The organism is Rhodoferax sp., from assembly GCF_010365055.1.
Lineage (GTDB): Bacteria > Pseudomonadota > Gammaproteobacteria > Burkholderiales > Burkholderiaceae_C > Rhodoferax.
In genome coordinates, this window is the sequence record NZ_JAAFHA010000003.1 from 78,375 (window position 1) to 101,316 (window position 22,942).

Here is a 22,942-nt window from a genome sequence, read left to right on the forward strand (position 1 = left end):
GATGACCACGCGCAATTTCGGCACCCAAGTTGCGGCAATAAGGAATATGATGACTTGTCACATATTATTACAAACCTGGGAGTCGGAGGCATGTTTCAGTCACCAGAAATTCCCACTTGGCCAGGGCTGCTCATCCGGTTTGGGCCAGGCGCCAGAGACTTGTCGGTTTCGTGTCGGCTCAGTTTTCAAGGCAGTAGCGAGGCATCTCCGCCGGTGCCAAACCCGCAGTGACGTGATGCGTACCATCACCGCCAAGCTCACCAGCATCTACCGCGTCGTCGCGCTGCTGGTGCTCTTGAGCAGTGGTCTGATTTCGCAAATCTATCTCTACCGGCACGCCCGGAACGTTGCGCATGAAAATCTCACCACGCAGGCCGTGGCGATGGCGGGCAATCTCGAATCCGCTTTGGTTTTCGGCGATGTCGCGTTCGCCCGGCAGACTCTGCAAGCCCTGCAACACTATCCCGATGTTCTGATGGCGGCCGTGGTCTTGGCGGACGGCAAATACTTTGCCCGCTATGCCTCGCTAGGCGCGCTAGCGGAACAGGATGAGCTGCTGCTCGATTCAAGACAGACCGGCTATATCGCGCTGCACAAGCATGGTGTCGCAGAGACCATTGCGACCCAGGGCAACACACCCGCGCGCCTGGTGCTCGTGGCCAGTCTGGAAAAACTCAATCAGGAGACGCTTCTGCTCTTGGTTGCCAGCACCGGCATCGGCGCCGTCATCCTGCTTGCCGCTCTCGTGTTGTTTCGTCGCATGAGCCGGTCGGTCACAGCGCCGATAGAAGGTCTGACCGCCCTGATGCGCGCAGTGGAACGCGACGGTACGCACGGACAACGCACGGACGTCCTGAGCGACGACGAAATCGGCGAACTCGCGCGGGGCTTCAATGCCATGCTGGGCGCGCTGGAAATACACAACGTGCATCTGAACAAGGAGATCGGCGAACGCAAGCGTATGCAAGACAAGCTGGATCGACTGGTGCATTACGACACCGTCACTCATTTACCGAACCGCCGCTTCTTCAACGAGCGCCTGAAGATGGCCGTGCAACAAAGTCTTCAGTTGGACAAGATCATGGCGGTGCTGTTCGTTGATTTGGACAACTTCAAGTTGGTCAACGACTCCTTCGGCCACGACATCGGCGACGAACAGTTGCGCGCGGTGGCCGAGCGCCTGTCCAAGGCGCTGCGCGGAAGCGACGTGGTGTGCCGCTTGGGCGGTGACGAATTCGCCATCATTTTGGAAAATCTGGTGGATACGCAACAGATTGAGCTGATTCTTGACAAGATGATGCAGAGTCTGATTCGACCACTACGGCTCGATGGCCATGACCTGGTGGTCACCGGTAGCGTAGGCGTGGCCGTGTGCCCCGACGACGCTGACAGCGCGGAGGGACTGCTGCGCTTTGCCGATGCCGCCATGTATGCGGCCAAAGGGTCAGGCAAGAACACCTGGCGCCGGTTCGACCCCGAAATGGTCAGTCGCAGCACGCTGCGCCTGACACTGGAAAACCAGATGCGCGCCGGCATGGCCGCGGGCCAGTTCGAAGTGCACTACCAGCCGCAAATAGACTTGCCCACTGGCGAGGTCGCGGGTCTTGAGGCGCTGGCGCGCTGGAACCATCCGGAGCGGGGCTACATCAGCCCCCTGCAGTTCATTCCTGTGGCAGAGGAGTCCGGTCTCATCCGGCCGCTGGGCGAATGGGTGTTGCGCAGTGCCTGTCAGCAGATGGCAGCCTGGTCGCGTGGCGGCCTCACGGGACTCAAGGTAGCAGTCAATGTTTCCGTACGCCAACTGGTACACGACAGCTTTCCCGATGAAGTGCTGGCCATCCTGATGGAGACCGGCTGCACGGCGCAGCAATTGGAACTGGAAATCACGGAAAGCGCGCTCATGCATGACGGCGGCAAGACCCGGACTCTGCTCGAGCGGCTGCGCCAGTGCGGCATCGGCATAGCCATCGACGACTTCGGTACTGGCTACTCCTCCATGGCGCAATTGAAAAACATGCCAGTGACCAAGCTCAAGATTGACAAGAGTTTTGTTGATGACATCAGCACCAATGCCGATGATCAGTCCATCACCGCTGCCATGGTGGGCCTGGCGCGCAACTTGCACATTCAAGTCGTCGCCGAGGGTGTGGAAACCAGAGCGCAGGTGACGTGGCTGCGCCAGGTCGGTTGCCACAACTTCCAAGGCTACTATTTTGCGCGGCCACTGCCGGCGGCTCACGTGCCTGATTTCATCGCCAACTTTGAGGGGCAGCAAAGGCTGACAGCCACGTCGGCACCGCAGCCAGAGTCGCCGCCAGATGCCGTCATCAGCCAGTGGGGCGCCTGGATATGAGTGCGCCTCGCGCCCTTCAGCGCAGGAGTGTCGCCATGAAATTCGGCCCGCTCACACAGGGTCTCGCCGTCAGCGCTCTGGCCTTGGTGGCCATTCCCGCCCTGGCCGTCGATGCCACAGAGAAGGTGGCGCAGCTGTCGCTGGAAGACTTGATGCAGATCGAGGTCACCTCGGTGTCCAAAAAACCGCAGAAACTCGCCCATGTTGCCGCTGCGGTGCATGTGATCAGCGCCGAGGATATCCGGCTTTCAGGCGCAAACTCTATCGCCGAGGTGCTGCGGCTGGCGCCCGGGATGGATGCAACACGGTTTTCTGCCAATCGATGGTCGGTCTCCGCGCGCGGCTTTGCCGAGTTGCTCGCTGAAAAGTTGCTGGTGTTGGTGGATGGTCGCAATGCCTTCAACCCGGCGTTTTCGGGCGTGATGTGGCAGGACTTTCAGTTTCCCCTGGAAGATATCGAACGCATTGAGGTCATTCGGGGGCCGGCTGCCGCCATCTGGGGCAGCAACGGCATGAACGGGGTCATCAACATCATCACCCGATCCGCTGCCTCGACCCCAGGCGGACTGGCGGTGCTCGGCACCGGGACACTCCAAGAAAGCTATGGTCGCGTGCGCTGGGGCGGCCAGAATGCCGACGGCAGCCTGTTCTATCGGGTTTATGGCTCGACCCAGCACGCCAACGCCCAAAAAGCGCCGGCCAGTCTGGGCGGCGGCAGCGGGCAGGATACCTACGGCAACGAATCTGCCGGCTTGCGCCTCGATGGCTATCTCGCCGCGGGCGCACGCTGGGACATGTCGGCTGACTTTTTCTCCAATCACAGCGACACCCTGGCGCTTATGCATCAAGCCAGCGGGACGACCATCGACCAGCAAACCGAGCGCCACCGTGGCACCACGCTGCGCGCCCGCTACGAGAAGGGAATCGACGGCGGCGGCAACCTGCAGTTCCAGGCCGCCTACGCCCAGACCACCCTGCGCATTCCTTATGCCATGACCGATGTGCGCAGCACCGCCGATCTGGACCTGCAGCATCGCTTTCACCTGGGCAAACAGCAGGAACTGGTGTGGGGCGTCAACTACCGCCTGAGCAGCGACACCATCACCCCGGGTCTGGTGATGCACATGGACACGCCGTCGCGCCGGATGAACTACCTGGGCCTGTTTGCGCAAGATGAAATCAGCCTGGCCGACACCTGGCGGCTGACCCTGGGGCTGCGCATGGACCGCAACCCGATTTCAGGTTGGGATGCCCAGCCCACGGCGCGCCTGTCGTGGAACCTGCAACCCAACCAAACCCTTTGGGGAGCACTGTCGAAGGCGGTGCGTGCCCCGTCGCGGGCTGACGCTGGCTTCAACCGAAATCTCGCCTACATCCCCGGTGACCTGACTTCTTTCGTGCCCAATACGCTGCTGGTGATGCACGGCGCCGAGGATCTGCGCAGCGAACAGCTCAAGGCCGCCGAGCTTGGCCTGCGCTCGCAATGGACGAACGCCTTGTCCACCGATCTGGTGTTGTTCACGCACCGCTACGACCACCTGCTGCGAACGGCGGGCCAGATGACGCCGGTTCCCGGCTTTCCGCTCACGGTGGTCAATATCGACATCGGCAACGGCGGCGCCATGACCGTGAACGGTGCCGAGTTGGCCGCCGACTGGCGCATCAACCCTGACTGGCGCCTGCAGCTGGCGCAAACCTGGAACAGCGTGACACAGGACAGCACCGTCACGCCCGACCCCACCGGCACCTTGCCCAAAAGCATCACGTCTTTGCGCGTGTCCTGGATGCCTGCCAGCGGCCTCAACATCGATGCCTGGCTGCGCCACACCGGTGCCCGGCCGGGCGTGCCAACGCACACGCAACTGCAGCGCAATGCGTTCAGCGGGTTTGATCTGCGCCTGGGGTGGGCGCCGCGCAAAAATATGGAGTGGTCACTGGTCGGCCAGAATCTGAATCAGGGCAGCTGCGATGCCCTCTCCGGGTTGGCCCTGGTCGCCTCCAACACGGGCGCGATTCCAAGCTGCCAACCGCGAAGTCTGTCGGCGCAACTGCGCCTGGAATTCTGAGCCTGCGCCATGCGTTGCCGGCCGAGAATCATGCTTGCAATGGGGGGGCTGCTCCTGGCGGGAAGCGCCTGGGGCCAGGAACCGGTCGACGTGCGGATCGGATTCTTGCTCAACTTCGCACGCTTTGTTGAATGGCCCGAGACCCATTTGCAGCCGCAAGCACCGCTGAGGATCTGCTTGGCCCCGGGCGACGTTAATATGGCGACCCAGTTGGGGCAACTGGCGCAGCAGGATATCAAAGGTCGACCGATTCAGGTCAAACAAGTGGCTCGCGGCAGCGATGTCGACGGTTGCCATGTCCTGTACTTGCCGGCAGAAACGCCCGGCGAGGCATCGACCTGGCTCAGGGCAGCGCTGCAAACGGGGGCGCTGACCATTGGTGACCTGCCCGATTTCATCCAGGCGGGCGGAATGATTGGTCTGGTGCCCGTCGGTGGTCGCTACCGCTTCGACATCAATCTGGGCGTGGCACGGCGGGCCGATTTGCGCGTCAGCTCGCAGCTGCTCAAGTTGGCAGGGACCGTGAAATGAACAGCAGGGCAGCAGGGCTTATCCAGCCACCAGTTCCCGCACCGCCGCCAGTTGCCGGCGCGACACCAACAACAATTCATCAACGCCGTTGAGCCGCACCGCCCAGCCGTCGCCCTCAAGCGGGTCATGGTATTTTTCCAGCGAGCGCACGGCGCGCCTTGCAATCAGGGCGTTACGGTGGATACGCAGAAAGCGCACCTTGTAGGTGTCTTCAAGCTCGCTCAAGGAGCCTTCCAGAAGGTAGCTCCGGTCCGCCGTGCGCACGGTGATGTACTTCAGCTCGGCCTTGAGGTACAGCACCTGGGACAAGGGCACACGCTCGGTCCGGCCCCGGTCTTGAATCACCAACACTTCTTCAGGGAAATCAGGCTCTAGCCCCCGTGTTTGTTTGTTATTACGCTCTATTTTTTGAAGCGCAAGCTGCAGACGCTCCAAGCGCACTGGCTTGGTCAGGTAGTCCGCCGCTTCAAGCTCAAAAGCCTGCACGGCATGTTCAGCGTAAGCCGTGACGAACACCACCACGGGTGGCTGGGGCAGCGCGCGGAGCAGCTGCGCCAGCCTCAGGCCGTCGGCACCCGGCATGTGAATGTCAATCAAGGCCACATCGACCGGGTGGTGCTGTAGCCACGCCAGAGCCTGCGCGGCGTTGGCGACTTCCGCTTCCACGCTGGCCGCAGGCGCGCGGCAATCGCCCAGCAGCGTTCGCAGGCGGGCGCGCGCCAGCGCTTCATCGTCCACGATCAAGACCTTCAGAGCCATCGCGCCGCTCTCCCTGGCCTCATAGCGGCACCTCGATCCGAGCCTGGAACACACCGTTCTTCAGCCCGTGCTGAAACTGGCCCTGTACGTCGTGCAGCAAGCGAATCCGATCACGCACGTTGTTCAGCGCCACCCCGCTGCCCGGCTCACTGTTGGCCACGGGCACGGTGTTGGTCACTTTGATAACGACGGTGGAGCCGCGGCGCTGCGTGGATATCTTGATTTGCGCCCCTTGCGGGCTGGGCTCGACCCCATGTTTGACGGCGTTTTCCACCAGCGGCTGCAGCACCAAGGGCGGCAACTTGGCGGTCGAGGCGTGAGGGTCCAGCGCCCACTCCACCTGAATGCGCTCGCCAAAGCGCAGCTTTTCAATCGCCAGGTAGCGCTGCGCCAGCATGATCTCGTCAAGCAGGGTGACTGATTTGCCCGGTTCCATGAGCGCATGGCGAAACAGGTCGCTCAGATCTTCCAGCAAGGTCTCGGCCTTGGCCGGCTCGGCACGCACCAGCGCAATCGCCGTGTTGAGCGTGTTGAACAAGAAATGCGGACGAATGCGCGCCTGCAACTCGCTCAAGCGCGCCGCCGTCGCCGCCGGGGTTTCGCCTTTGGCGCGCAGCACCAGCGCCGCCACCAGCGCGGCCGACAACAAGGCCCCGCTGGCCGCACTGGCCAGCCAGGGCGCCGGTTCCAACAGCCCCACCAAGGACAGCACGCCACAGCCGTACAAGCCGGCCACGGCCCCGAGAACGACCCCCGCCACCTGCTGGACAGTGCTGCTCAGGCGGGCCATCAGTCTCTTGAGGCTGCACGCCGCAATCAACCACACCAGCGTGGCGGGCAAGGCGCCGCCCGTGAGCAGAGACAACCGCGTCAGCCAGTCAAAAAACGTCGCAGAACCAAACATGGCCCCCACCGCCACCACCGCTTCAACAAACAGAACAGCGCGCAGCATGACGCCCACATGGCAGGCGTCAAACACCAGCGCGGCCGCAGGCTTGGACGCCGTCGCAGAGGACTCTGGCGCCAGTTCCTGGAAGGTCGATAAAATTTCAGAATCTTTCATTGATCAATGAGGTTGCAAGCTCAAGCCGGCTTGGGGCTGATTATTGATGATTCTCTGGCGCAAGCCCCACCCGCATAGACCCGCCCCATGTCACACAATCAATTTGATAAGAAATCGCAAGCCTGGTCCGCCCTGTTCTCCGAGCCAATGAGCGATCTGGTCAAGCGCTACACCGCCAGCGTGTTTTTTGACAAGCGGCTGTGGCAAGCCGATATTGCGGGCTCTCTAGCCCATGCCGACATGTTGGCTGCGCAAAAAATCATCAGCATAGAGGACCACAAGTCGATTCAAAGTGGCATGGCCACCATTCGCGCCGAGATCGAGGCAGGCCACTTTGACTGGCAGCTTGACCTCGAAGACGTGCACCTCAACATCGAAGCGCGTCTGACCCAGCTCGTCGGCCTGGCAGGCAAGCGCCTGCATACCGGCCGCAGCCGCAACGACCAGGTCGCCACCGATGTGCGGCTTTGGCTGCGCGGGGAGATTGACTTGATTGGCGCACTGCTCACCGACCTGCAAATGGCGCTGCTGGACGTGGCTGAGAAAAATGTTGAAGTGATTCTGCCGGGCTTCACCCATCTGCAGGTGGCGCAACCCATCAGTTTCGGCCACCACATGCTGGCCTATGTCGAGATGTTCAGCCGCGATTGCGAGCGCATGCTGGAGGTGCGCCGGCGCACCAACCGGCTGCCGCTGGGTGCCGCCGCCCTGGCCGGCACCAGCTACCCGCTGGACCGCGAACGTGTGGCGGTCAGTCTGGGCATGGTCGACGACCAAGGCCAGCCGCAGGTCTGCCAGAACTCGCTGGACGCCGTCAGCGACCGCGACTTCGCCATTGAATTCACCGCCGCTTCCGCCCTGTGCATGGTGCACATCAGCCGCATGAGCGAAGAGCTGATTCTGTGGATGAGCCAGAACTTTGGTTTCATCAAAATCGCCGACCGCTTCACCACCGGCAGTTCCATCATGCCGCAGAAGAAAAACCCGGATGTACCGGAACTGGCGCGCGGCAAGACCGGGCGCGTGGTCGGCCATCTGATGGGCCTGATCACCCTGATGAAGGGCCAGCCGCTGGCCTACAACAAGGACAACCAGGAAGACAAAGAACCCTTGTTTGACACGGTGGACACGCTCAAGGACACGCTGCGCATCTTTGCCGAGATGATCGGCGGCCAGCTCAACCCAGCCACCGGCGTCAAGGAAGGCGGCATCACGGTCAACCTGGAGGCGATGGAGCGCGCTGCCCTCAAAGGCTACGCCACCGCCACCGATCTGGCCGACTACCTGGTCAAAAAAGGGCTGCCATTCCGGGACGCGCATGAGACCGTCGCGCACGCCGTCAAAGCCGCCATCACGCACCAGGTCGATTTGGCGGAACTGCCTTTGAGTGTGTTGCGGGAGTTCAACCCGAGTATTGAGAAGGACGTGTACGAAGTGCTGTCCTTGCGCGGTTCGCTCCATGCGCGCGACATTTTGGGTGGCACCGCGCCAAACCAGGTGCGGATGCAGATTACACGGCATCGGGCCCGGTTGGGGTAAGGGCACCGGTCGCAGACCTCAGTCCAACGAAGCCACTGAGAAAAGTCGGGCAAACTATAGACCATGGACCTTCCAAACATTTCTTTCAGAGAGGCGGACGGACAAGTGTTCTTGCGCTGCGAGCCAGCGCCAGAGCGTCTTCCCGTTGACAGCGCCGCTCTGCATGCCCTGCTCGCACAAGCCGGCTATGGCGATTGCCTGCCGCACGAAGAGGCGATTGCCAGTGCTGCGCGCGATTGCAGCACCGAGCAGAATCCTTTTGAGCGCTTGGTCGCCCAGCGCAGCGACGCCGCGATCCAGGTGCAGATTGCGCCCGACGAAATGGCCGCCGAGGTCAGCCTCAGCCCCGCACGGGGCGGTAAAGCGGCCACCATGGAAGACCTCATGCGGGCGCTGGTCGAGGCCGGGGTGATGTTCGGCGTCGACGAAGCGGCATTGCTGCGGGCCTGCGCGCCGGGCAGCGGCGAGCCGGTTCGTGTGGCCAGCGGCGTCAGCCCTGAAGACGGGCATGACACTGTTTTCGAAGAAATGATTCCGCAAGCGGTAGATCGAGCACCGCAGCTTGATGAAAATGGTCTGATCGATTACCGCGAGCATGGCACCATTGCCATGGTGCAGTCCGGTGCGCCGCTCATGCGCCGCATCCCAGCAACGGCGGGCGTTGTCGGCCACAGCATCCGGGGCCGTGTGCTGGCACCCCACCCCGGCCGCGATCAACCTTTTGCCGCAGGACTGACCGGCGCCCAGGTGGCCAGTGACGACCCCAACCTGCTGCAGGCAGCGGTGAGCGGGCAGCCGGTGCGCGTCAAGTGCGGCATCATGGTGGAGCCCGTCCTGCGGGTCGCCGAAGTCAATATGACGACCGGCAATATTCACTATGACGGCACAGTGCAGGTCGACGGCGACGTCCTCCAGGGCATGAAAGTCCAGGCTAGCGGCGACATTGTGGTGGGTGGCATGGTGGACGGCGGGCTGCTCGAGTCCGGTGGCAATATCAAGGTGACAGGCGGCGTCATCGCCCATGCCAGGCTGCGTGCAGGCGGCTCAGTCAGCGCACGTTTTGCACAAGGTGCCCATATTTATGCCGGCACCGTGATTGCGCTGGACGACATGGCTTTGGAGTGTGAAATGCAGTCGCTCAACCAAATCATTGTCGGCGCCACATCGCCCAAGCGTGGGCGCCTGATCGGTGGCTCGGCTAGCGCCATGATGCTGATCAAGGTGCCCCTGCTGGGCTCGGCCAAGGCCGGTGTGACGCAATTGGCGCTGGGCGCCAACCCCGAGCTGGAGGCCAAATACCAGGCACTGCAAGAGCGCATCGCCAAAGAAAAATCGATTGAAGAGAACCTGGAAAAACTGCTCAAGCAACTCACCGCCGCGGGGGACCTCAAAGGTTTGTTGGCACGTGTCAAAGCATCCCGAGCGCACGCCGTCCAGGTCTGGGGTCAATCCCTGATCGAGCAAGCTGAACTGGAAAAACAAATCGCGCTGGGGCGAGCCGCCAAGGTTGAGGTGAGCGTTGGCGTCGACGGGGCGGTGGACCTCTGCTTTGACAAGCTGAAGGCACGGCTGCGCCAGGAATTTGGTGTCGGCTCCTTCAGTGTTGACGCAGACGCGCAGATCGTTTTCATCGACGCCGCCGGGGACGCCGTGCCGACCAGTTCGTAATGCAGGCGCCCCGGCGCGGGCAGAAGGCGTAGCCTTTTGACGCTACTGGGCGCCCGCGCGACTCGATTCGGCGTCAAAGTAGTAGGTCACGCGCCGACGTGGCGAGAGATAGTCATAGATCGGCTGTGGCAATTGGTCGGGCTTGATTGCGCGGCTGATCAACACATCCGGTTCGCTTTCAAGCTCGACCAGGATCGCCCGGTCCCGCGGCACCTGCGGGTCATAGATCAGCACCGTCGGCTTGAGCGGTTTGGAACTATTGACCGACACCACCATGCCCACGCTGTCGTTCGACAAAACAACGATCGTGCCAGGTGGATAAATACCCATGCAGCGCACGAAAGCGGTCAACGCGGCTGCATCAAACTTGACGCGCTGCTGCGCATACATCAAGGACAGGGCCTGATGCGGCGTCAAGGCCACAGACGATTTGATCGGATTGCACAGGTTGTCATAGGCGTTGACGATGGCGACAATACGGGCCAGCATGTTGAAGTCGGCACCGGTCAAACCCTTCGGGTAACCGCTGCCATCCATGTACTCGTGATGCTGCGCGATCACCAGCAAAGCCACAGCTGGCAGACCCAGTTTGCGCCCGGTCTCGACGCCATAGGCGCAATGCTGCTGCAACAAGGACAATTCGGGTTTGCTCAAGGCCTCGATCTTGCGCACGACGCGGTCCGGAATATCGTGCTTGCCAACGTCATGAAACATCGCCCCCATGCCCATCAGGCGGATCGCCTCCGCCGGGGCCTTCAATTCCTTGGCCAGCATCATGGACAGCAGCGTGACATTGAGCGAATGAAAGTAGACATCTTCTCCTCCCACCTGATCCTTCATCAGATTGATCGCGATGTCTGACTCGGTCAGCATCGAATCGGCAATCGCCTGCACCAGCGTTTCGGCTTCTGTGCGCGCTTGCTCCGGCTTGGCAAACAGGTTTTGATTGATTGACTTGACAGCGCGCGCGGAGCTCACAAACTCACGCTCGCAGGCCGCGACCCGCGCCTGCTGCGACAGCAAGCGCTCGATACGTACACGCTTGGCCAGATAAAGGGGGCCGTCGTCCAGTGGTTTGGCCGGCGGCGACCCGGGCGCAAAGTCTTGCGGGACTTTCAATGGCTCGCTATCGCTCTTGGCCGGCTTGTACTGAATGCGCTCAAGCCCGAGCGCCTGCAAGGCCACGATCTGTTCAAGATTCTTGATCTTGAAACTTGAGAAGGTAAACGGATGCTCCGTCCATGACAGGTCGAGCTGCACATACATCCCGATGCACAGTTGCGCGGGCGTGACATACCCGTCGTTGGATGAAGACATTTTGCTTGATGGTCGCTTGTTGGGACAGCCTTGGATTCTATGCGTCCCAATCCACACATCAGCGGTCCATACGGTGGCAGAGACACATTGCGAGCAGCCGGGCCCGGCGCTGTTGTCAAGTCTTGCGGATCGAGATGTAGATTTCGCCGCCGCCCTGCTTGAATTCCTGCGATTTGGCGTCCATACCGGACTTGAACGCCTGCTCGTCGCTCACACCCCGTGTCTTGGCGTAGTCACGCACCTCTTGCGAAATCTTCATCGAGCAGAACTTGGGTCCGCACATGGAGCAAAAATGCGCCACCTTGGATGAATCCTTGGGCAAGGTCTCGTCGTGAAAGCTGCGCGCCGTGTCCGGGTCGAGCGACAGGTTGAACTGGTCGATCCAGCGGAACTCGAAGCGCGCCTTGGACAGCGCGTCATCCCGTGCGCGCACCCCCGGGTGACCCTTGGCGACATCGGCGACGTGGGCCGCAATCTTGTAGGTGATGATGCCCACTTTCACGTCATCACGATCCGGAAGACCCAGATGCTCCTTGGGCGTCACGTAGCACAGCATGGCGGTACCGAACCAGCCGATCATGGCCGCGCCAATGCCGCTGGTGATGTGGTCGTAGCCGGGCGCGATGTCGGTGGTCAGCGGTCCCAGCGTGTAGAACGGTGCCTCGTGGCAGTGCTTGAGCTGCTCGGTCATGTTGGCCTGCACCATGTGCAGCGGCACGTGGCCCGGGCCTTCGATCATCACCTGCACGTCCTGCTGCCAGGCTTGCTGCGTCAGCTCCCCCAGGGTGCGCAGTTCGGCGAATTGCGCTTCGTCGTTGGCGTCGGCACCGGAGCCGGGACGCAGGCCGTCGCCCAGCGAGTAGCTCACGTCATAGGCCTTCAGGATCTCCGTCATTTCATCAAAGTGGCTGTAGATGAAATTCTCTTTGTGGTGAGCAATGCACCACTTGGCCATGATCGAGCCGCCACGCGACACGATGCCGGTCATGCGGTTGACCGTCATGTGAATGAAGGCGAGGCGCACGCCGGCGTGCACGGTGAAGTAATCGACGCCCTGCTCGGCCTGCTCGACCAGCGTGTCGCGGAAAATTTCCCAGGTCAGGTCTTCGGCCACGCCGCCGACCTTCTCCAGCGCCTGGTAGATCGGCACCGTGCCGATCGGCACCGGCGAGTTGCGCGAAATCCAGTCGCGCGTGGTGTGGATGTTGCGGCCGGTGGACAGGTCCATCACGGTGTCGGCGCCCCAGCGCATCGACCACACCAGTTTTTCCACCTCTTCTTCAATGCTGGAAGTGACGGCCGAGTTACCAATGTTGGCATTGATCTTGACCAGGAAGTTGCGCCCAATCGCCATCGGTTCCACTTCGGGGTGGTTGATGTTGGCCGGAATGATCGCGCGGCCACGAGCCACCTCGTCACGCACAAACTCGGGCGTCATCACCTTGGGGATGCTGGCGCCAAAGCTGTTGCCGGCCAGCCGTGCCTCGCGCTCGGGATTAATCAGGTATTGCTCCATCCATGCCAGCTTCTGGTTCTCACGGATCGCCACATATTCCATCTCGGGGGTGATGATGCCGCGCCGGGCATAGTGCATCTGCGACACGTTGCCGCCCGCTTTAGCGCGGCGCGGCTTGCGCTGCAGCCCGGCGGCCTGCAGGCGCAGAGAAGCCAACGACTCGGAGTCGCCATTCTTCAGGCCATCATCGAGCGCAAACGCAGGACGGCCGGTGTACGACTCGGTGTCTCCGCGCGCCTCGATCCAGGGACTGCGCACCGAGGGCAGGCCTTGACGCACGTCGATCATGGCTTGCGGGTCGGTGTAGGGGCCGGAGGTGTCATAGACCACCACGGCCTCGCCATTGCTCTGCATGATTTCACGCATGGGCACCTGAATGTCGGCTTGCGACCCGGGCACGTAGATTTTGCGCGAGGCCGGTAAAGGCTCGCGCGTGAGGCTCATCAACTGGCTGAATTTGTCGGGTGCATTCATCGCGGGGTCTCCTGAAGGTGTGAAAAACAGCTCCGGAGAACAGTCAATGAAACACGCGAACAGAGAGGACGGCACGAAACCCAAATCACCCCGTCAAGGGGCCAAGGGGCTGCAAGTCTGGCTCTTCTTCCGCCGGTATGAACCGGATCAAGTTCGCGGGTTTGGTCGACCATCTCAGCGCATTTGCAGCGCACCCCGGGCGGGACGAAGTTTAAGCGATGCAGCTGAATAATGTCTGCAATACCTTCGGCCAACCCGGATTGCTACAAATTATGTAGCGCACTGTGCATATATAACGGTGGCTACAGGCCTAACTGGCTTGAGGTCATGTGCCGATTCCGGTCACCCAGCCATTCAAGGCTGAATAGGTTAGCCTGCGAACGTGCTGACAAACGTTGGATGCTGTTCATAGATAGCAGACACCATTCGGGGGTGGCCATTGTGGGCAGGCAACGCCAACGGCGCCTGCAGCCGCCCATGAAGCCAAACTGGCGCAATGGGCAAGCCCCGATCCATTCAAAGCCGTGCAAGCGGGTCTCGCATATCCCGGCTATGCAATCGGCATGGCAACGTCGCCAGCTAGAGCGCTTTCAGCTGATCACGGGTCTTCAAGTCAACCTGTTCCTGGGTTTTTAGCTGATCCCTGGTCTTGGTCTGGATCTGATCCTGGGTCTTCAGTTGATCGAGCGTTTGCGTCTGCACCTGTTCCTGCGCCTTCAACTGCTCAAGCGTTTGCGCGTGGATCTGGTCTTGGGCCTGAAGCTGGTCGCGGGCCTGCGTTCTGGTCTGGTCCTGCGCCTTCAGTTGGTCACGTACCTGAGTCTGGAGCTGCTCCTGAATTTTCAGCTGATCGCGGGTTCGGGTCAGCAACTGCTCCTGGATTTTTTGCTGATCACGGGCTCGCGTCTGGGCCTGCTCCTGGGTCTTCAGTTGAGTGCGCGTGCGATTCAGGACTTGATCCTGAACCTTCAACTGGTCACGAATCTGGATGCGAGTCTGCTGCTGCGTCTGATCCTTGCTTTGGGTCATCGCACCAACACCCCCGCCACCTGCGCTACCAGCACCAGCACCAGCACCTCCGGCACCTGCACCTCCTGCACCGGCGGCGTAAGCCACACCGGCAAACGCCATGGAAATAGCGGCGACCAATACTGTCAAATTTGTGATTCTCGTCTTCATTTGGAACTCCCTTGTTGAACGTAAAAACAACAAGGCCAACAGGCCGCCTCAGTTTATGGACCGGGCGTCTGCGACGCTTACCATACTGTGTGGTCTGCCTTTGAGAGTCTAAAATTTTGGTGGAGCGCGTGGTTGACAAACCTCAATTGTGTAGCGGGACCAGTCTTCGCTTCCGAGATCGATCAGCACCTGTTTGATCGCGCAGGACATCCAAGGCTCCGCCAGAGAGCGGGCCATGTGCAGATGGATGAATGGCTACTTTTTGGAGTCACCGCATGCCGCCAAGGGAGCGTTGAGGCCAGAATCCCGCCAGCACTGCAGTTCCACTGTCAGACATTGACCATCATCGACCGCACAGCACGGCGGTCTTGAATAGCGGAGGCGTCTTTTGCGCCACCGGATCGCCATTTAGTCTGACCGGTGCACTACTGCCTGAACAGGACGAGACCGCCGACGAGCGCGCGGGCAGGTTCTCGGCCAATGGCGGCATCACCACCACACGGCGCTTGCTACAGGTCGAGCGCGCCAGCTTCAACGGGCCGGGCTTGTTTGATGAGGCGGTGGACGCGCTACAGCCCATGCCTTCGACACAGCATTGACATTTCGCATGACGACTCTTTGTCTCTTCGTCTATCGTTGTCAGCTCTGCGTGGGCCATCGACCGAACTGCCGCGAGGGATGATTCAGTTCAATCCTGTTTTCTGCTGCAGGAGTTGCCCCTCTTCAACAACCAGGTCGTGCGCCAACACAGAGATATCCGGGGACGTATGAACAACTATTGCCAAAGTTGCGGGAACAGGGCGTGATGAAACCACTCGCATGAATCTTGACACGGCATATTCCGAATCTCAGACGTTGGACCAGCCCGGCAGCGACCAAGCAAGACACATAGCCTTCATCCCTTGAGGAGCCCCCCATGAAGCCCGTCCACTTCGATCTCTCGGTCCGCGATCTCGGCCAAGCCCGCGAGTTCTTGGAGGCGGTGCTGGATTGGCGTTTCGAGCGGTTCCCCATGCCATATGAGTGCTACCGCATCCAGGCAGGACCACCCGGCGAACCCGGCATCGACGGCAGCATGGGAAGTGTCAAGGACGCGCCAGTGAGCGGCGGGAACCCACTGACACAAATCACCATGCCCGTTGCGAACCTTGACGAAGTGCTGTCCCGCGTGCAGGCCCACGGCGGGCGCATTGTCGAGCCCCGGACGGCCATCCCCGGCGTAGGCTGGTATGCCACCTGCGCCGAGCCCGGTGGCCTCCTGTTCGGGCTGATTCAGGAAGACGAGAACGCGCGCTAACGCCGTTGTCAACGCGCCGCCACGCTCACGCCTTCCCGCACCCGGTCATCAGGATGGTTGATCACGCGTTCGCCGGACTGGATGCCGGAGACGACCTGGGCGCTCAGGCCGGTGCGTTGTCCGACCTCGACACCGCGTTTGACCGCTTTGCCGTGCTCTAACACGAAGACCGCCCAACCGTCGCCATCGCGAAACAGCGCGCTGGCGGGGATCTGCAGGATGTCCTGGCCTTCCCACACGATGAAGCTGGCCTCGACGCGGTAGCCGTCGCCCAGGCGTTGCCATTGGCTCGCGGGCGAGGTGAAGGCAACGATGACCCAGACGCGCTGCTCTTCCACGCCCAGCGCCGAGACTTTGGTGAAGCCGGCCGGCTCAATCACGCGAACAACCCCCTCCAACACGCCCTCCCCGCCCCAGCGCTCGAACACGACGCGGGTGCCGGGGTGGATGCGCACTGCATCGGCCGACAGCAGGTCCACCTCGACCTCCAGTGCGCCGGGGTTACCGATCTCGACCAGTGGCTGGCCGTTGGACACGGTCCCTTCGCTCTTGTGCGCCACCTTGAGCACGCGTCCGGCCACCGGCGAGCGCACAGCCACCCGCTCATTGCTGCTGGCGCTGCCGGCGAATCTCAAAGTGGTGCGGGCCGCTTCAAGCTCGTGGCGCGCGCTGGCGACGGCAAATTGAGCTGATCGCAGTTCCGCAGCGCTGCGCTGCGCCTCGCTGGCCGCGCGGTCCTCGGCGGCGGCGCTGACATGCCCCTGCAGGCGCAGTGCACGCACGCGTTGCAGTTCTGCTTGCGCCAGATCGGCACTGCTGGCAGCGGCCTTGCTGCGCTGCTCGGTGGCACTGACGCCGCTCTCGGCAGCGGCGATGCGAGCCTGGGCCTCAGCGCGGCGGCGCGGGTCCAGCGCCTCGGCGCGCACCGGCTCCAGTTCGGCCAAGAGCGCACCGCGCTCAACTGACTGGCCGACGTCCAGGCGAATCCGGCGTGCATAGCCTGCGACGGGCGCGGTGACCACATAACGGTCCAGCACGCGGGTGCGCCCCTCCTGCTCCAGCACAACCCGCAGCGCGGCGCGGCTGGCGCTGCCCACATCGACTTCGACCGCTTGCGGGCGAAAACCCTGAAACAGACCCCAGGCGATCAGCAGGGCGAGCAGGCCCCACACGGTACGACGACGCCATTGCACATTGGTTTTCATAGAGTCACTCCGCCGACTTGAGGACGGCAATCAGGTCCAGTTGATCCAGACGACGACGCATGGCCAGGCCCGACAGCAGCGCCGACACCAGCACCACAGCGCAGGCAAAGGCATAGGTCTGGGGCACCAGCACCACCGGCACGCGAAACAGGTCGCTTTGCATCGAATTGGCGAGGTAGTAGCACATTCCCACACCCAGCCAAAGGCCCAGCGGGATAGCGATCAGGGTCAGCAGACCGAGTTCACCGAGCAGGATGTAGGCGACCTCGGCGCGGGTGAAACCCAGCACCCGCAGGCTGGCGAGTTCGCGACCACGCTCGGTCAGCCCGATGCGGGCGCTGTTGTAGATCACGCCAAAGGCGATGATGACGGCAAACACGGTGGCCACATAGGTGAAGAACAGCATGGTCTCGTCCATCACCCGGTTGAAATTGCGGATCTCCTGCACCCGCTCAGCCAGCCCGGCGATGCGCGGCATACCCTTCAACCGGGTGTACAGCGCGGTCAACTGGGCGCTGTCGACGCTCAGGTAGGCACCCGAGATCGTCGGGCCTTCCTGCATGAACTGGTTCAGCGCCGCCAGCTGCATGTAGCCCGACACGCCCAGATACTCCCTGACCAGCCCCACCACAGTGGCCTCCCGCACCGGCCGACTACCTTCAAGCACCTCGACGGTCAGCCGGTCGCCCACCCGCACATCCAGCAGTTGGGCCAGATAGTCGGTGAGCAAGATGCCCTCCAACGGCAGAGGGACGGGCCGCAAATCGGCGTCGAGCAGGCGCACAATGTCGCCGCCCGGTTCGACACCGCGAATACCGGTGCGATAAGTGAGATGACCGTGACGCAGCCGCACCGGCACGGCGCGAAACACTTCCACGTGCTGCACCCCGGCCAAGCCGAGCAGGTCGAAGCGCGCGCGGTAGCTGGCGGGGTCACTGAAGGTCACCGACAGGTCCTCGCGCTGGGCCATGCCGAACTGCAGGTTGACCATGTAGCTGACCGTATCGCGCTGAAACAGCCCGGTCATGATGATGCCGCAGGACATGGCAATGCCCAGCACTGTGAGCATGGACTTCAAGGCCCGGCGCTGGATGTGGCGGATGATCATGCGCATCGGCGGCGACAGCCAGCGCTTCAAGCCCATTTGCTCGATCCAGGTCTCGCGATAGATTGCGGGCGGCTCAGGGCGCATCGCCTGCGCGGGGCGCAAGCTGGCAGCGCGCCAGACTGCAAACACTGTGCCGGTCCCCGCCGCCAGGAGGCTGGCAGCGCAGGCCTGCAGTAGCGTGCCCGGCTGCAAACGGAACATCAGGTAGGGGAAGTGATAGAACTCCGTGTAGATATCTGACAGCGCCCGGCCCAGCCACAGGCCCAGCGCCGTGCCGCCCACAATGCCCAGCCCCACGATCACCGAGACCATGCGCAGGTAATGCCACAGCACGGCCAGATTGCTGTAGCCAAAGGCCTTGAGGACGGCGATCTGCTCGCGCTGCATCGCCACCAGCCGCCCGATCACCACATTGAGCAAAAAGGCGGCGATGCCCATGAACATGACCGGAAACAGACTCGCCAGGGTGCCCAGCTGGTCCAACTCCTGGCTGAGAAAGCGGTGCGACAGCTGGTCCTTGCGGCTGTAAGCGCCCAGGCCGCCATAGGGCTGGAGCAGTTCGTCGACGCGGTCAATCACGGTTTGACTGGCCGCGCCGGGTCGCAGGCTCAGGGCCAGATCGTTGAACGCACCCTCCATGTCGTAGGCTTGCGCCAGCGCGCGACGCCCCATCCACATCACACCGAAGCGCTTGTTGTCGGGAAACACCGAGCCGGGCCGCATCTGCTGAATGAATTCCGGCGACAGCGCCGTACCCACCAGCGTCAACGCCTGGCGCCGCCCGTTGAGGATGGCCACAAAGCGGCCGCCCAGTTGCAGGTGATGCGCCTGCGCCAGGGCGCTGCTGACCACCACCTCATCTGGTTGGCCCGGCGCTGGCAGGCGCCCCTGGCGCAAGTGCAGCGCGTTGAGACCGCGGCGCCCGCCGTCGGATACCGACACCATCAAGGCTGTGACCGGCTCGGCAAAACCCGGCATGTCCACCCGCACCTGGGCCACCACCCGCGTTTCGACCTGATCCACGCCGGCGATGGCCTGTAGGCGCGGCAAGAGCGCCTGCGGCGCCCGCTTCAAGCTGGCAAACACCTCGGCAAAACGGTAGTCGCGGTAATAGCGGTCCTGGGTGGCACGCAGCGCCCCGAGCGTGCTGAGAAACATGATGTAGGTGCCAACGCCGCACATCACCACCAAGGCGATAGCCAGTGCCTGGCTCTTCATCTGCCACAGGTCGCGCAGCAGCTTGCGGTCAAGTGCTTTCACCAGATCCGCCCCGGGCAAGGTGCAGCAACTTGTTCAATGTTTGCCATGGGGACCGGCCGTTGTAGGGCCATGAAGGTCAGACTAAATCATCAGTCTAGGCAACACCCCGCCTTCAGCATTGATCTTTCTCAACTGCGCGGCGCAGTCAGCACCCGCCCCAAAATAAGCTGAGCAAATTCCCCCGAACGGCTCAGATGGCCGACTCGTCCAGCTCGCCGGTGCGGATGCGCACAACGCGCTCCACGGCAGTGATGAATATCTTGCCGTCGCCGATCTTGCCCGTGTGAGCTGCTTTGACGATGGCGTCGACGCACCGCTCCACATCCAGGGTCTTGACGACCACTTCGATCTTGACCTTGGGCAGGAAGTCCACCACATACTCGGCGCCACGGTAAAGCTCGGTGTGGCCCTTCTGGCGGCCAAAGCCCTTGACTTCGGTCACGGTGAGTCCGGTCACGCCACATTCGGCCAGTGCCTCGCGCACTTCTTCGAGCTTGAACGGTTTGACGATGGCGGTGATCTGTTTCATGGTGGTCCTTGAGTGATGTGAGCGGTCAGGCGCGAAATTTATTGGTAATAGGATAACGCCAATCCTTGCCAAAACTGCGGTGCGTGACACGAATACCCACCGGTGCCTGGCGCCGCTTGTACTCGTTGATCTTGATCAGGCGCGTGACCCGCTCGACGTCGGTCCTGGCAAAACCGGCCGCCACGATGGCTTCGATGCTCTCATCATTCTCCATGTAGCGCTCCAGAATCGCGTCCAGCACCGCGTAGGCGGGCAGGCTGTCCTGGTCGGTCTGGTCCGGGCGCAACTCGGCGCTCGGTGGCCGGGTGATGATGCGTTCGGGAATCGGCGCCTGGCCCGTGCCGTAGGGGTCGTTTTGATTGCGCCAGCGCGCTAATCTGAACACTGTGGTCTTGGCCAGGTCCTTGATGACGGCAAAACCACCGGCCATGTCGCCATACAAGGTGCAATAGCCCGTCGCCAATTCGGACTTGTTGCCGGTGGTCAGCACGATGCTGCCAAACTTGTTGGACAAGGCCATCAGCAGCGTGCCGCGAATGCGGGCCTGAATGTTCTCCTCGGTGGTGTCCTCGGCCAGGCCGCGGAACTCACCGGCCAGAGATTTCTTGAAGGCCTCAAACTCGGGCACGATGGAGATTTCGTCATAGCGCACGCCCAGGCGCGCCGCCATCTCGCGCGCATCAATCCAGCTGATGTCGGCCGTGTAGGGCGAGGGCATCATGAGCGTGCGCACCCGGTCTTTGCCCAGCGCGTCCACGGCCAGCGCCAGCACCAGCGCCGAGTCGATGCCACCGGAGAGACCCAGAATCACGCTGGGGAAGCCGTTTTTGCCAATGTAGTCGCGCAGACCCAGCACCAGCGCGTCCCACAGGTCGGCATCCAAGCTTCGTTCTGGCGCCACTTCTGCTTCCAAATAAATAGCTGCCTGCGCACGCTTGATGCGGGCTACAAGGCTATTTTCTATAAAACTTGGGGCACGGGCGGCAACCGAACCATCGGCATTGAGCGCAAAGGAGCGGCCCTCGAACACCACTTCGTCCTGGCCGCCCACCAAATGGGCATACACCAGCGGCAAGCCGCAGGCCTGCACGCGCTCGCGCATCATCTGCTCACGCTCATCCCCCTTGCCGATGTGAAAGGGCGAGGCGTTGATGACGGCCAACAGTTCGGCACCGGCCGCTTGCGTTTCCCGCGCAGGCGCCTCATACCAGGCGTCCTCGCAGATCAGCAGGCCGACCTTGACCGTGTGCCCTGCTTCGCCCGCTTCAAACACACAGACGCCCTGCCCCGGCGTGAAATAACGGCGTTCGTCAAATACCTGGTAATTGGGTAGTTCGCGCTTGGCATAGGTGGCTATCACCACGCCTTCGCGCAACACGCTGGCCGCGTTGTGGCGGTTTTGCACCGCCACCGAGCGGGTTCGGCTGTCGCCCCCGGTTGGATGACCCACCACCACGCTCATGTCCTTCAAACCAGCGAGCTCACGGGCCACTGTCTTCACTGCGTCGTCACAGGCAGCAATGAACGCAGCCCGCAGAAACAGGTCTTCCGCGGCGTAGCCGCAAATGGACAACTCAGGCGTCAGCAGCAAACGCGCGCCTTGCGCATAGGCCGTGCGCGCCGCATTAATGATTTTTTGCGCATTGCCGGCCATGTCGCCGACCAGAAAATTGAGTTGGGCAACGCAGAGTTTGAGTGTCATAAGGTAGCCAGTAGAGAGAGGTCGGTCGAGCACAAATTGGACCATTATCCTGAATATCCCAAGAAACCATCTCAGAATCAGGCCACTGCGCCTGATTGCGTCAGGTCTGCCTCAGGCGCAGTCCATTGGTGACGCGCCAGCAAGTCCCCATGGTTCGCCATCCCTCGCGATCCCTGCCGCCTTCAACCACATTGAACTTCTGAGTTAGCACTCTCTCCCAGAGAGTGCTAACATAACAAATATGGAAAAAAGGAGTTCTGGCATGTCTTATCAATCTGGTGCATCCGCTGCTGCCTTGACTGTGGCGAACCCGTGGTCGATGGTGCCCGCGCTGGGTAATCTTGACGCTTATATTTCTGCGGCCAATCGCCTGCCCATGCTCACCCTGGAAGAAGAGCAGGAGTTTGCGCGCAAGTTCCGGCAAGACAACGACTTGGGCGCTGCCGGAAAAATGGTCTTGTCGCACTTGCGACTGGTGGTGTCGGTGGCGCGCCAGTACCTGGGCTATGGCCTGCCGCATGGCGACCTGATTCAGGAAGGCAATGTGGGCTTGATGAAAGCGGTCAAACGCTTCGACCCGGACCATGGCGTGCGCTTGGTGAGCTATGCGCTGCACTGGATCAAGGCCGAGATTCACGAGTACATCCTGAAAAACTGGCGCATGGTCAAGATGGCCACCACCAAGGCGCAACGCAAGCTCTTTTTCAACCTGCGCTCCATGAAGCAGCGCTACAAGTCGGACGATGCTGCCGCTGATCTGGGCACCCACCGCGACACCCTGAATGAAGACCAAATCGACGCGATGGCCCTGGAACTCAGGGTCAAGCGCGAAGAGGTCATTGAAATGGAGACCCGGCTCTCGGGCGGTGATGTGCTGCTCGACCCCAGCCCCTCTGACGACGGTGAAGACGCGTTTGGCCCGATTGCCTACCTGACCGATACCCGGCACGAACCGACTGAAATGATCGAGGCGCACCAGCGCGACCTGCTGGCCAGCGACGGCATTGCGACGGCGCTGGACGCGCTCGACGAACGCAGCCGGCGCATCGTCGAAGAGCGCTGGCTGAAGGTCAACGACGACAACTCGGGCGGCATGACGCTGCACGAACTGGCTGCGGTGTACGGCGTCAGCGCCGAGCGCATTCGCCAGATCGAGGTGGCGGCGATGAAGAAAATGAAGAAGACCTTGGTCGAATACGTCTGACATCCAGCGGCTGCGACACAATGCCCCTGACGGTCACGGTCCTCAGGGGCATTTTTCATGCAAGGGATATCCATGCCCAGCAAAATGCTGGTAGTGCAACATTCGTTCTGTAATTTCCCCGACCACTGAAACTGACCCTGTTTGGAAGTTTCTGGTTTTGGGATTTTTTAAT

The 22,942-nt window shown here is 61.7% G+C and carries 17 protein-coding genes and 1 riboswitch; of the genes, 8 read left to right on the forward strand and 9 right to left on the reverse strand.

The window, feature by feature from the left end; translation table 11 throughout:
* The first annotated feature begins 235 nt into the window (after positions 1-235).
* Genes GZ093_RS01510 through GZ093_RS01520 form a run of 3 tightly spaced genes read left to right on the forward strand, consistent with a single transcriptional unit; the run spans position 236 to position 4,950 of the window.
* The gene (locus GZ093_RS01510) at positions 236-2,353 is read left to right on the forward strand and encodes an EAL domain-containing protein (RefSeq protein ID WP_296481084.1); all 2,118 of its coding nucleotides are present in this window, start codon (positions 236-238) and stop codon (positions 2,351-2,353) included.
* Between the two features lie 35 nt (positions 2,354-2,388).
* On the forward strand, positions 2,389-4,419 hold the full coding sequence (locus GZ093_RS01515; RefSeq protein WP_296481088.1) for a TonB-dependent receptor: 2,031 nt from the start codon (positions 2,389-2,391) through the stop codon (positions 4,417-4,419).
* A gap of 39 nt (positions 4,420-4,458) precedes the next feature.
* Positions 4,459-4,950 (forward strand): YfiR family protein, encoded by a 492-nt coding sequence (locus tag GZ093_RS01520; protein ID WP_296481091.1) that lies wholly within the window; start codon positions 4,459-4,461, stop codon positions 4,948-4,950.
* Positions 4,951-4,968: 18 nt separating this feature from the next.
* Here the strand turns inward: GZ093_RS01520 and GZ093_RS01525 are convergent, their stop codons facing one another.
* Positions 4,969-5,709, reverse strand: a complete 741-nt coding sequence (locus GZ093_RS01525) for a LytTR family DNA-binding domain-containing protein (protein ID WP_296481094.1) — start codon at positions 5,707-5,709, stop codon at positions 4,969-4,971.
* Positions 5,710-5,728: 19 nt separating this feature from the next.
* Complete coding sequence (locus GZ093_RS01530; protein ID WP_296481099.1) at positions 5,729-6,772, reverse strand: histidine kinase; 1,044 nt, start codon at positions 6,770-6,772, stop codon at positions 5,729-5,731.
* Positions 6,773-6,859: 87 nt separating this feature from the next.
* Between GZ093_RS01530 and argH the strand changes: the two genes are divergently transcribed.
* Positions 6,860-8,311 carry an argininosuccinate lyase gene (gene argH / locus GZ093_RS01535; RefSeq protein WP_296481102.1) on the forward strand — a complete coding sequence of 484 codons (1,452 nt, stop codon included), beginning with the start codon at positions 6,860-6,862 and terminating at the stop codon, positions 8,309-8,311.
* 63 nt (positions 8,312-8,374) lie between these two features.
* Entirely contained in the window at positions 8,375-9,979 is a 1,605-nt protein-coding gene (locus GZ093_RS01540; protein WP_296481105.1) for a FapA family protein, read from the forward strand.
* Positions 9,980-10,021: 42 nt separating this feature from the next.
* Here the strand turns inward: GZ093_RS01540 and GZ093_RS01545 are convergent, their stop codons facing one another.
* The 3 genes from GZ093_RS01545 to GZ093_RS01555 all read right to left on the reverse strand — a co-directional run bounded on the left by GZ093_RS01545 (position 10,022) and on the right by GZ093_RS01555 (position 14,504).
* Entirely contained in the window at positions 10,022-11,296 is a 1,275-nt protein-coding gene (locus GZ093_RS01545; protein ID WP_296481108.1) for an HD domain-containing phosphohydrolase, read from the reverse strand.
* A 115-nt stretch (positions 11,297-11,411) separates the two neighbouring features.
* Positions 11,412-13,286, reverse strand: a complete 1,875-nt coding sequence (gene thiC / locus GZ093_RS01550; protein ID WP_296481111.1) for a phosphomethylpyrimidine synthase ThiC — start codon at positions 13,284-13,286, stop codon at positions 11,412-11,414.
* 105 nt (positions 13,287-13,391) lie between these two features.
* Positions 13,392-13,494, reverse strand: a riboswitch (TPP riboswitch).
* A 371-nt stretch (positions 13,495-13,865) separates the two neighbouring features.
* The gene (locus GZ093_RS01555) at positions 13,866-14,504 is read right to left on the reverse strand and encodes a hypothetical protein (RefSeq protein WP_296481113.1); all 639 of its coding nucleotides are present in this window, start codon (positions 14,502-14,504) and stop codon (positions 13,866-13,868) included.
* Positions 14,505-14,833: 329 nt separating this feature from the next.
* On the opposite strand from GZ093_RS01555, the gene GZ093_RS01560 reads away from it, so the two are divergent.
* Both GZ093_RS01560 and GZ093_RS01565 read left to right on the forward strand, forming a co-directional pair.
* Entirely contained in the window at positions 14,834-15,064 is a 231-nt protein-coding gene (locus GZ093_RS01560; RefSeq protein ID WP_296481116.1) for a hypothetical protein, read from the forward strand.
* Between the two features lie 317 nt (positions 15,065-15,381).
* Positions 15,382-15,762: a VOC family protein gene (locus GZ093_RS01565; protein ID WP_296481119.1), complete on the forward strand. Its 381-nt coding sequence runs from the start codon at positions 15,382-15,384 to the stop codon at positions 15,760-15,762.
* Positions 15,763-15,770: 8 nt separating this feature from the next.
* On the opposite strand, the gene GZ093_RS01570 is transcribed toward GZ093_RS01565, so the two are convergent.
* The 4 genes from GZ093_RS01570 to GZ093_RS01585 form a co-directional block, all read right to left on the reverse strand.
* Entirely contained in the window at positions 15,771-16,967 is a 1,197-nt protein-coding gene (locus GZ093_RS01570) for an HlyD family efflux transporter periplasmic adaptor subunit (RefSeq protein ID WP_296481122.1), read from the reverse strand.
* Between the two features lie 4 nt (positions 16,968-16,971).
* On the reverse strand, positions 16,972-19,335 hold the full coding sequence (locus tag GZ093_RS01575; RefSeq protein ID WP_296481127.1) for an ABC transporter permease: 2,364 nt from the start codon (positions 19,333-19,335) through the stop codon (positions 16,972-16,974).
* A gap of 190 nt (positions 19,336-19,525) precedes the next feature.
* Entirely contained in the window at positions 19,526-19,864 is a 339-nt protein-coding gene (locus GZ093_RS01580) for a P-II family nitrogen regulator (protein WP_296481130.1), read from the reverse strand.
* A gap of 25 nt (positions 19,865-19,889) precedes the next feature.
* Positions 19,890-21,566 carry an NAD+ synthase gene (locus GZ093_RS01585; RefSeq protein WP_296481133.1) on the reverse strand — a complete coding sequence of 559 codons (1,677 nt, stop codon included), beginning with the start codon at positions 21,564-21,566 and terminating at the stop codon, positions 19,890-19,892.
* Positions 21,567-21,828: 262 nt separating this feature from the next.
* Between GZ093_RS01585 and rpoH the strand changes: the two genes are divergently transcribed.
* Positions 21,829-22,770, forward strand: a complete 942-nt coding sequence (rpoH, locus tag GZ093_RS01590; RefSeq protein ID WP_296481135.1) for an RNA polymerase sigma factor RpoH — start codon at positions 21,829-21,831, stop codon at positions 22,768-22,770.
* Positions 22,771-22,942: the final 172 nt, after the last annotated feature.

Bases quoted from the DNA above. Each gene is read 5' to 3' on its own strand.
- GZ093_RS01510 (WP_296481084.1), top strand. From the start codon at position 236: ATGCGTACCATCACCGCCAAGCTCACCAGCATCTACCGCGTCGTCGCG.
- GZ093_RS01515 (WP_296481088.1), top strand. From the start codon at position 2,389: ATGAAATTCGGCCCGCTCACACAGGGTCTCGCCGTCAGCGCTCTGGCC.
- GZ093_RS01520 (WP_296481091.1), top strand. From the start codon at position 4,459: ATGGGGGGGCTGCTCCTGGCGGGAAGCGCCTGGGGCCAGGAACCGGTC.
- GZ093_RS01525 (WP_296481094.1), bottom strand. From the start codon at position 5,709: ATGGCTCTGAAGGTCTTGATCGTGGACGATGAAGCGCTGGCGCGCGCC.
- GZ093_RS01530 (WP_296481099.1), bottom strand. From the start codon at position 6,772: ATGAAAGATTCTGAAATTTTATCGACCTTCCAGGAACTGGCGCCAGAG.
- argH (WP_296481102.1), top strand. From the start codon at position 6,860: ATGTCACACAATCAATTTGATAAGAAATCGCAAGCCTGGTCCGCCCTG.
- GZ093_RS01540 (WP_296481105.1), top strand. From the start codon at position 8,375: ATGGACCTTCCAAACATTTCTTTCAGAGAGGCGGACGGACAAGTGTTC.
- GZ093_RS01545 (WP_296481108.1), bottom strand. From the start codon at position 11,296: ATGTCTTCATCCAACGACGGGTATGTCACGCCCGCGCAACTGTGCATC.
- thiC (WP_296481111.1), bottom strand. From the start codon at position 13,286: ATGAATGCACCCGACAAATTCAGCCAGTTGATGAGCCTCACGCGCGAG.
- GZ093_RS01565 (WP_296481119.1), top strand. From the start codon at position 15,382: ATGAAGCCCGTCCACTTCGATCTCTCGGTCCGCGATCTCGGCCAAGCC.
- GZ093_RS01570 (WP_296481122.1), bottom strand. From the start codon at position 16,967: ATGAAAACCAATGTGCAATGGCGTCGTCGTACCGTGTGGGGCCTGCTC.
- GZ093_RS01580 (WP_296481130.1), bottom strand. From the start codon at position 19,864: ATGAAACAGATCACCGCCATCGTCAAACCGTTCAAGCTCGAAGAAGTG.
- GZ093_RS01585 (WP_296481133.1), bottom strand. From the start codon at position 21,566: ATGACACTCAAACTCTGCGTTGCCCAACTCAATTTTCTGGTCGGCGAC.
- rpoH (WP_296481135.1), top strand. From the start codon at position 21,829: ATGTCTTATCAATCTGGTGCATCCGCTGCTGCCTTGACTGTGGCGAAC.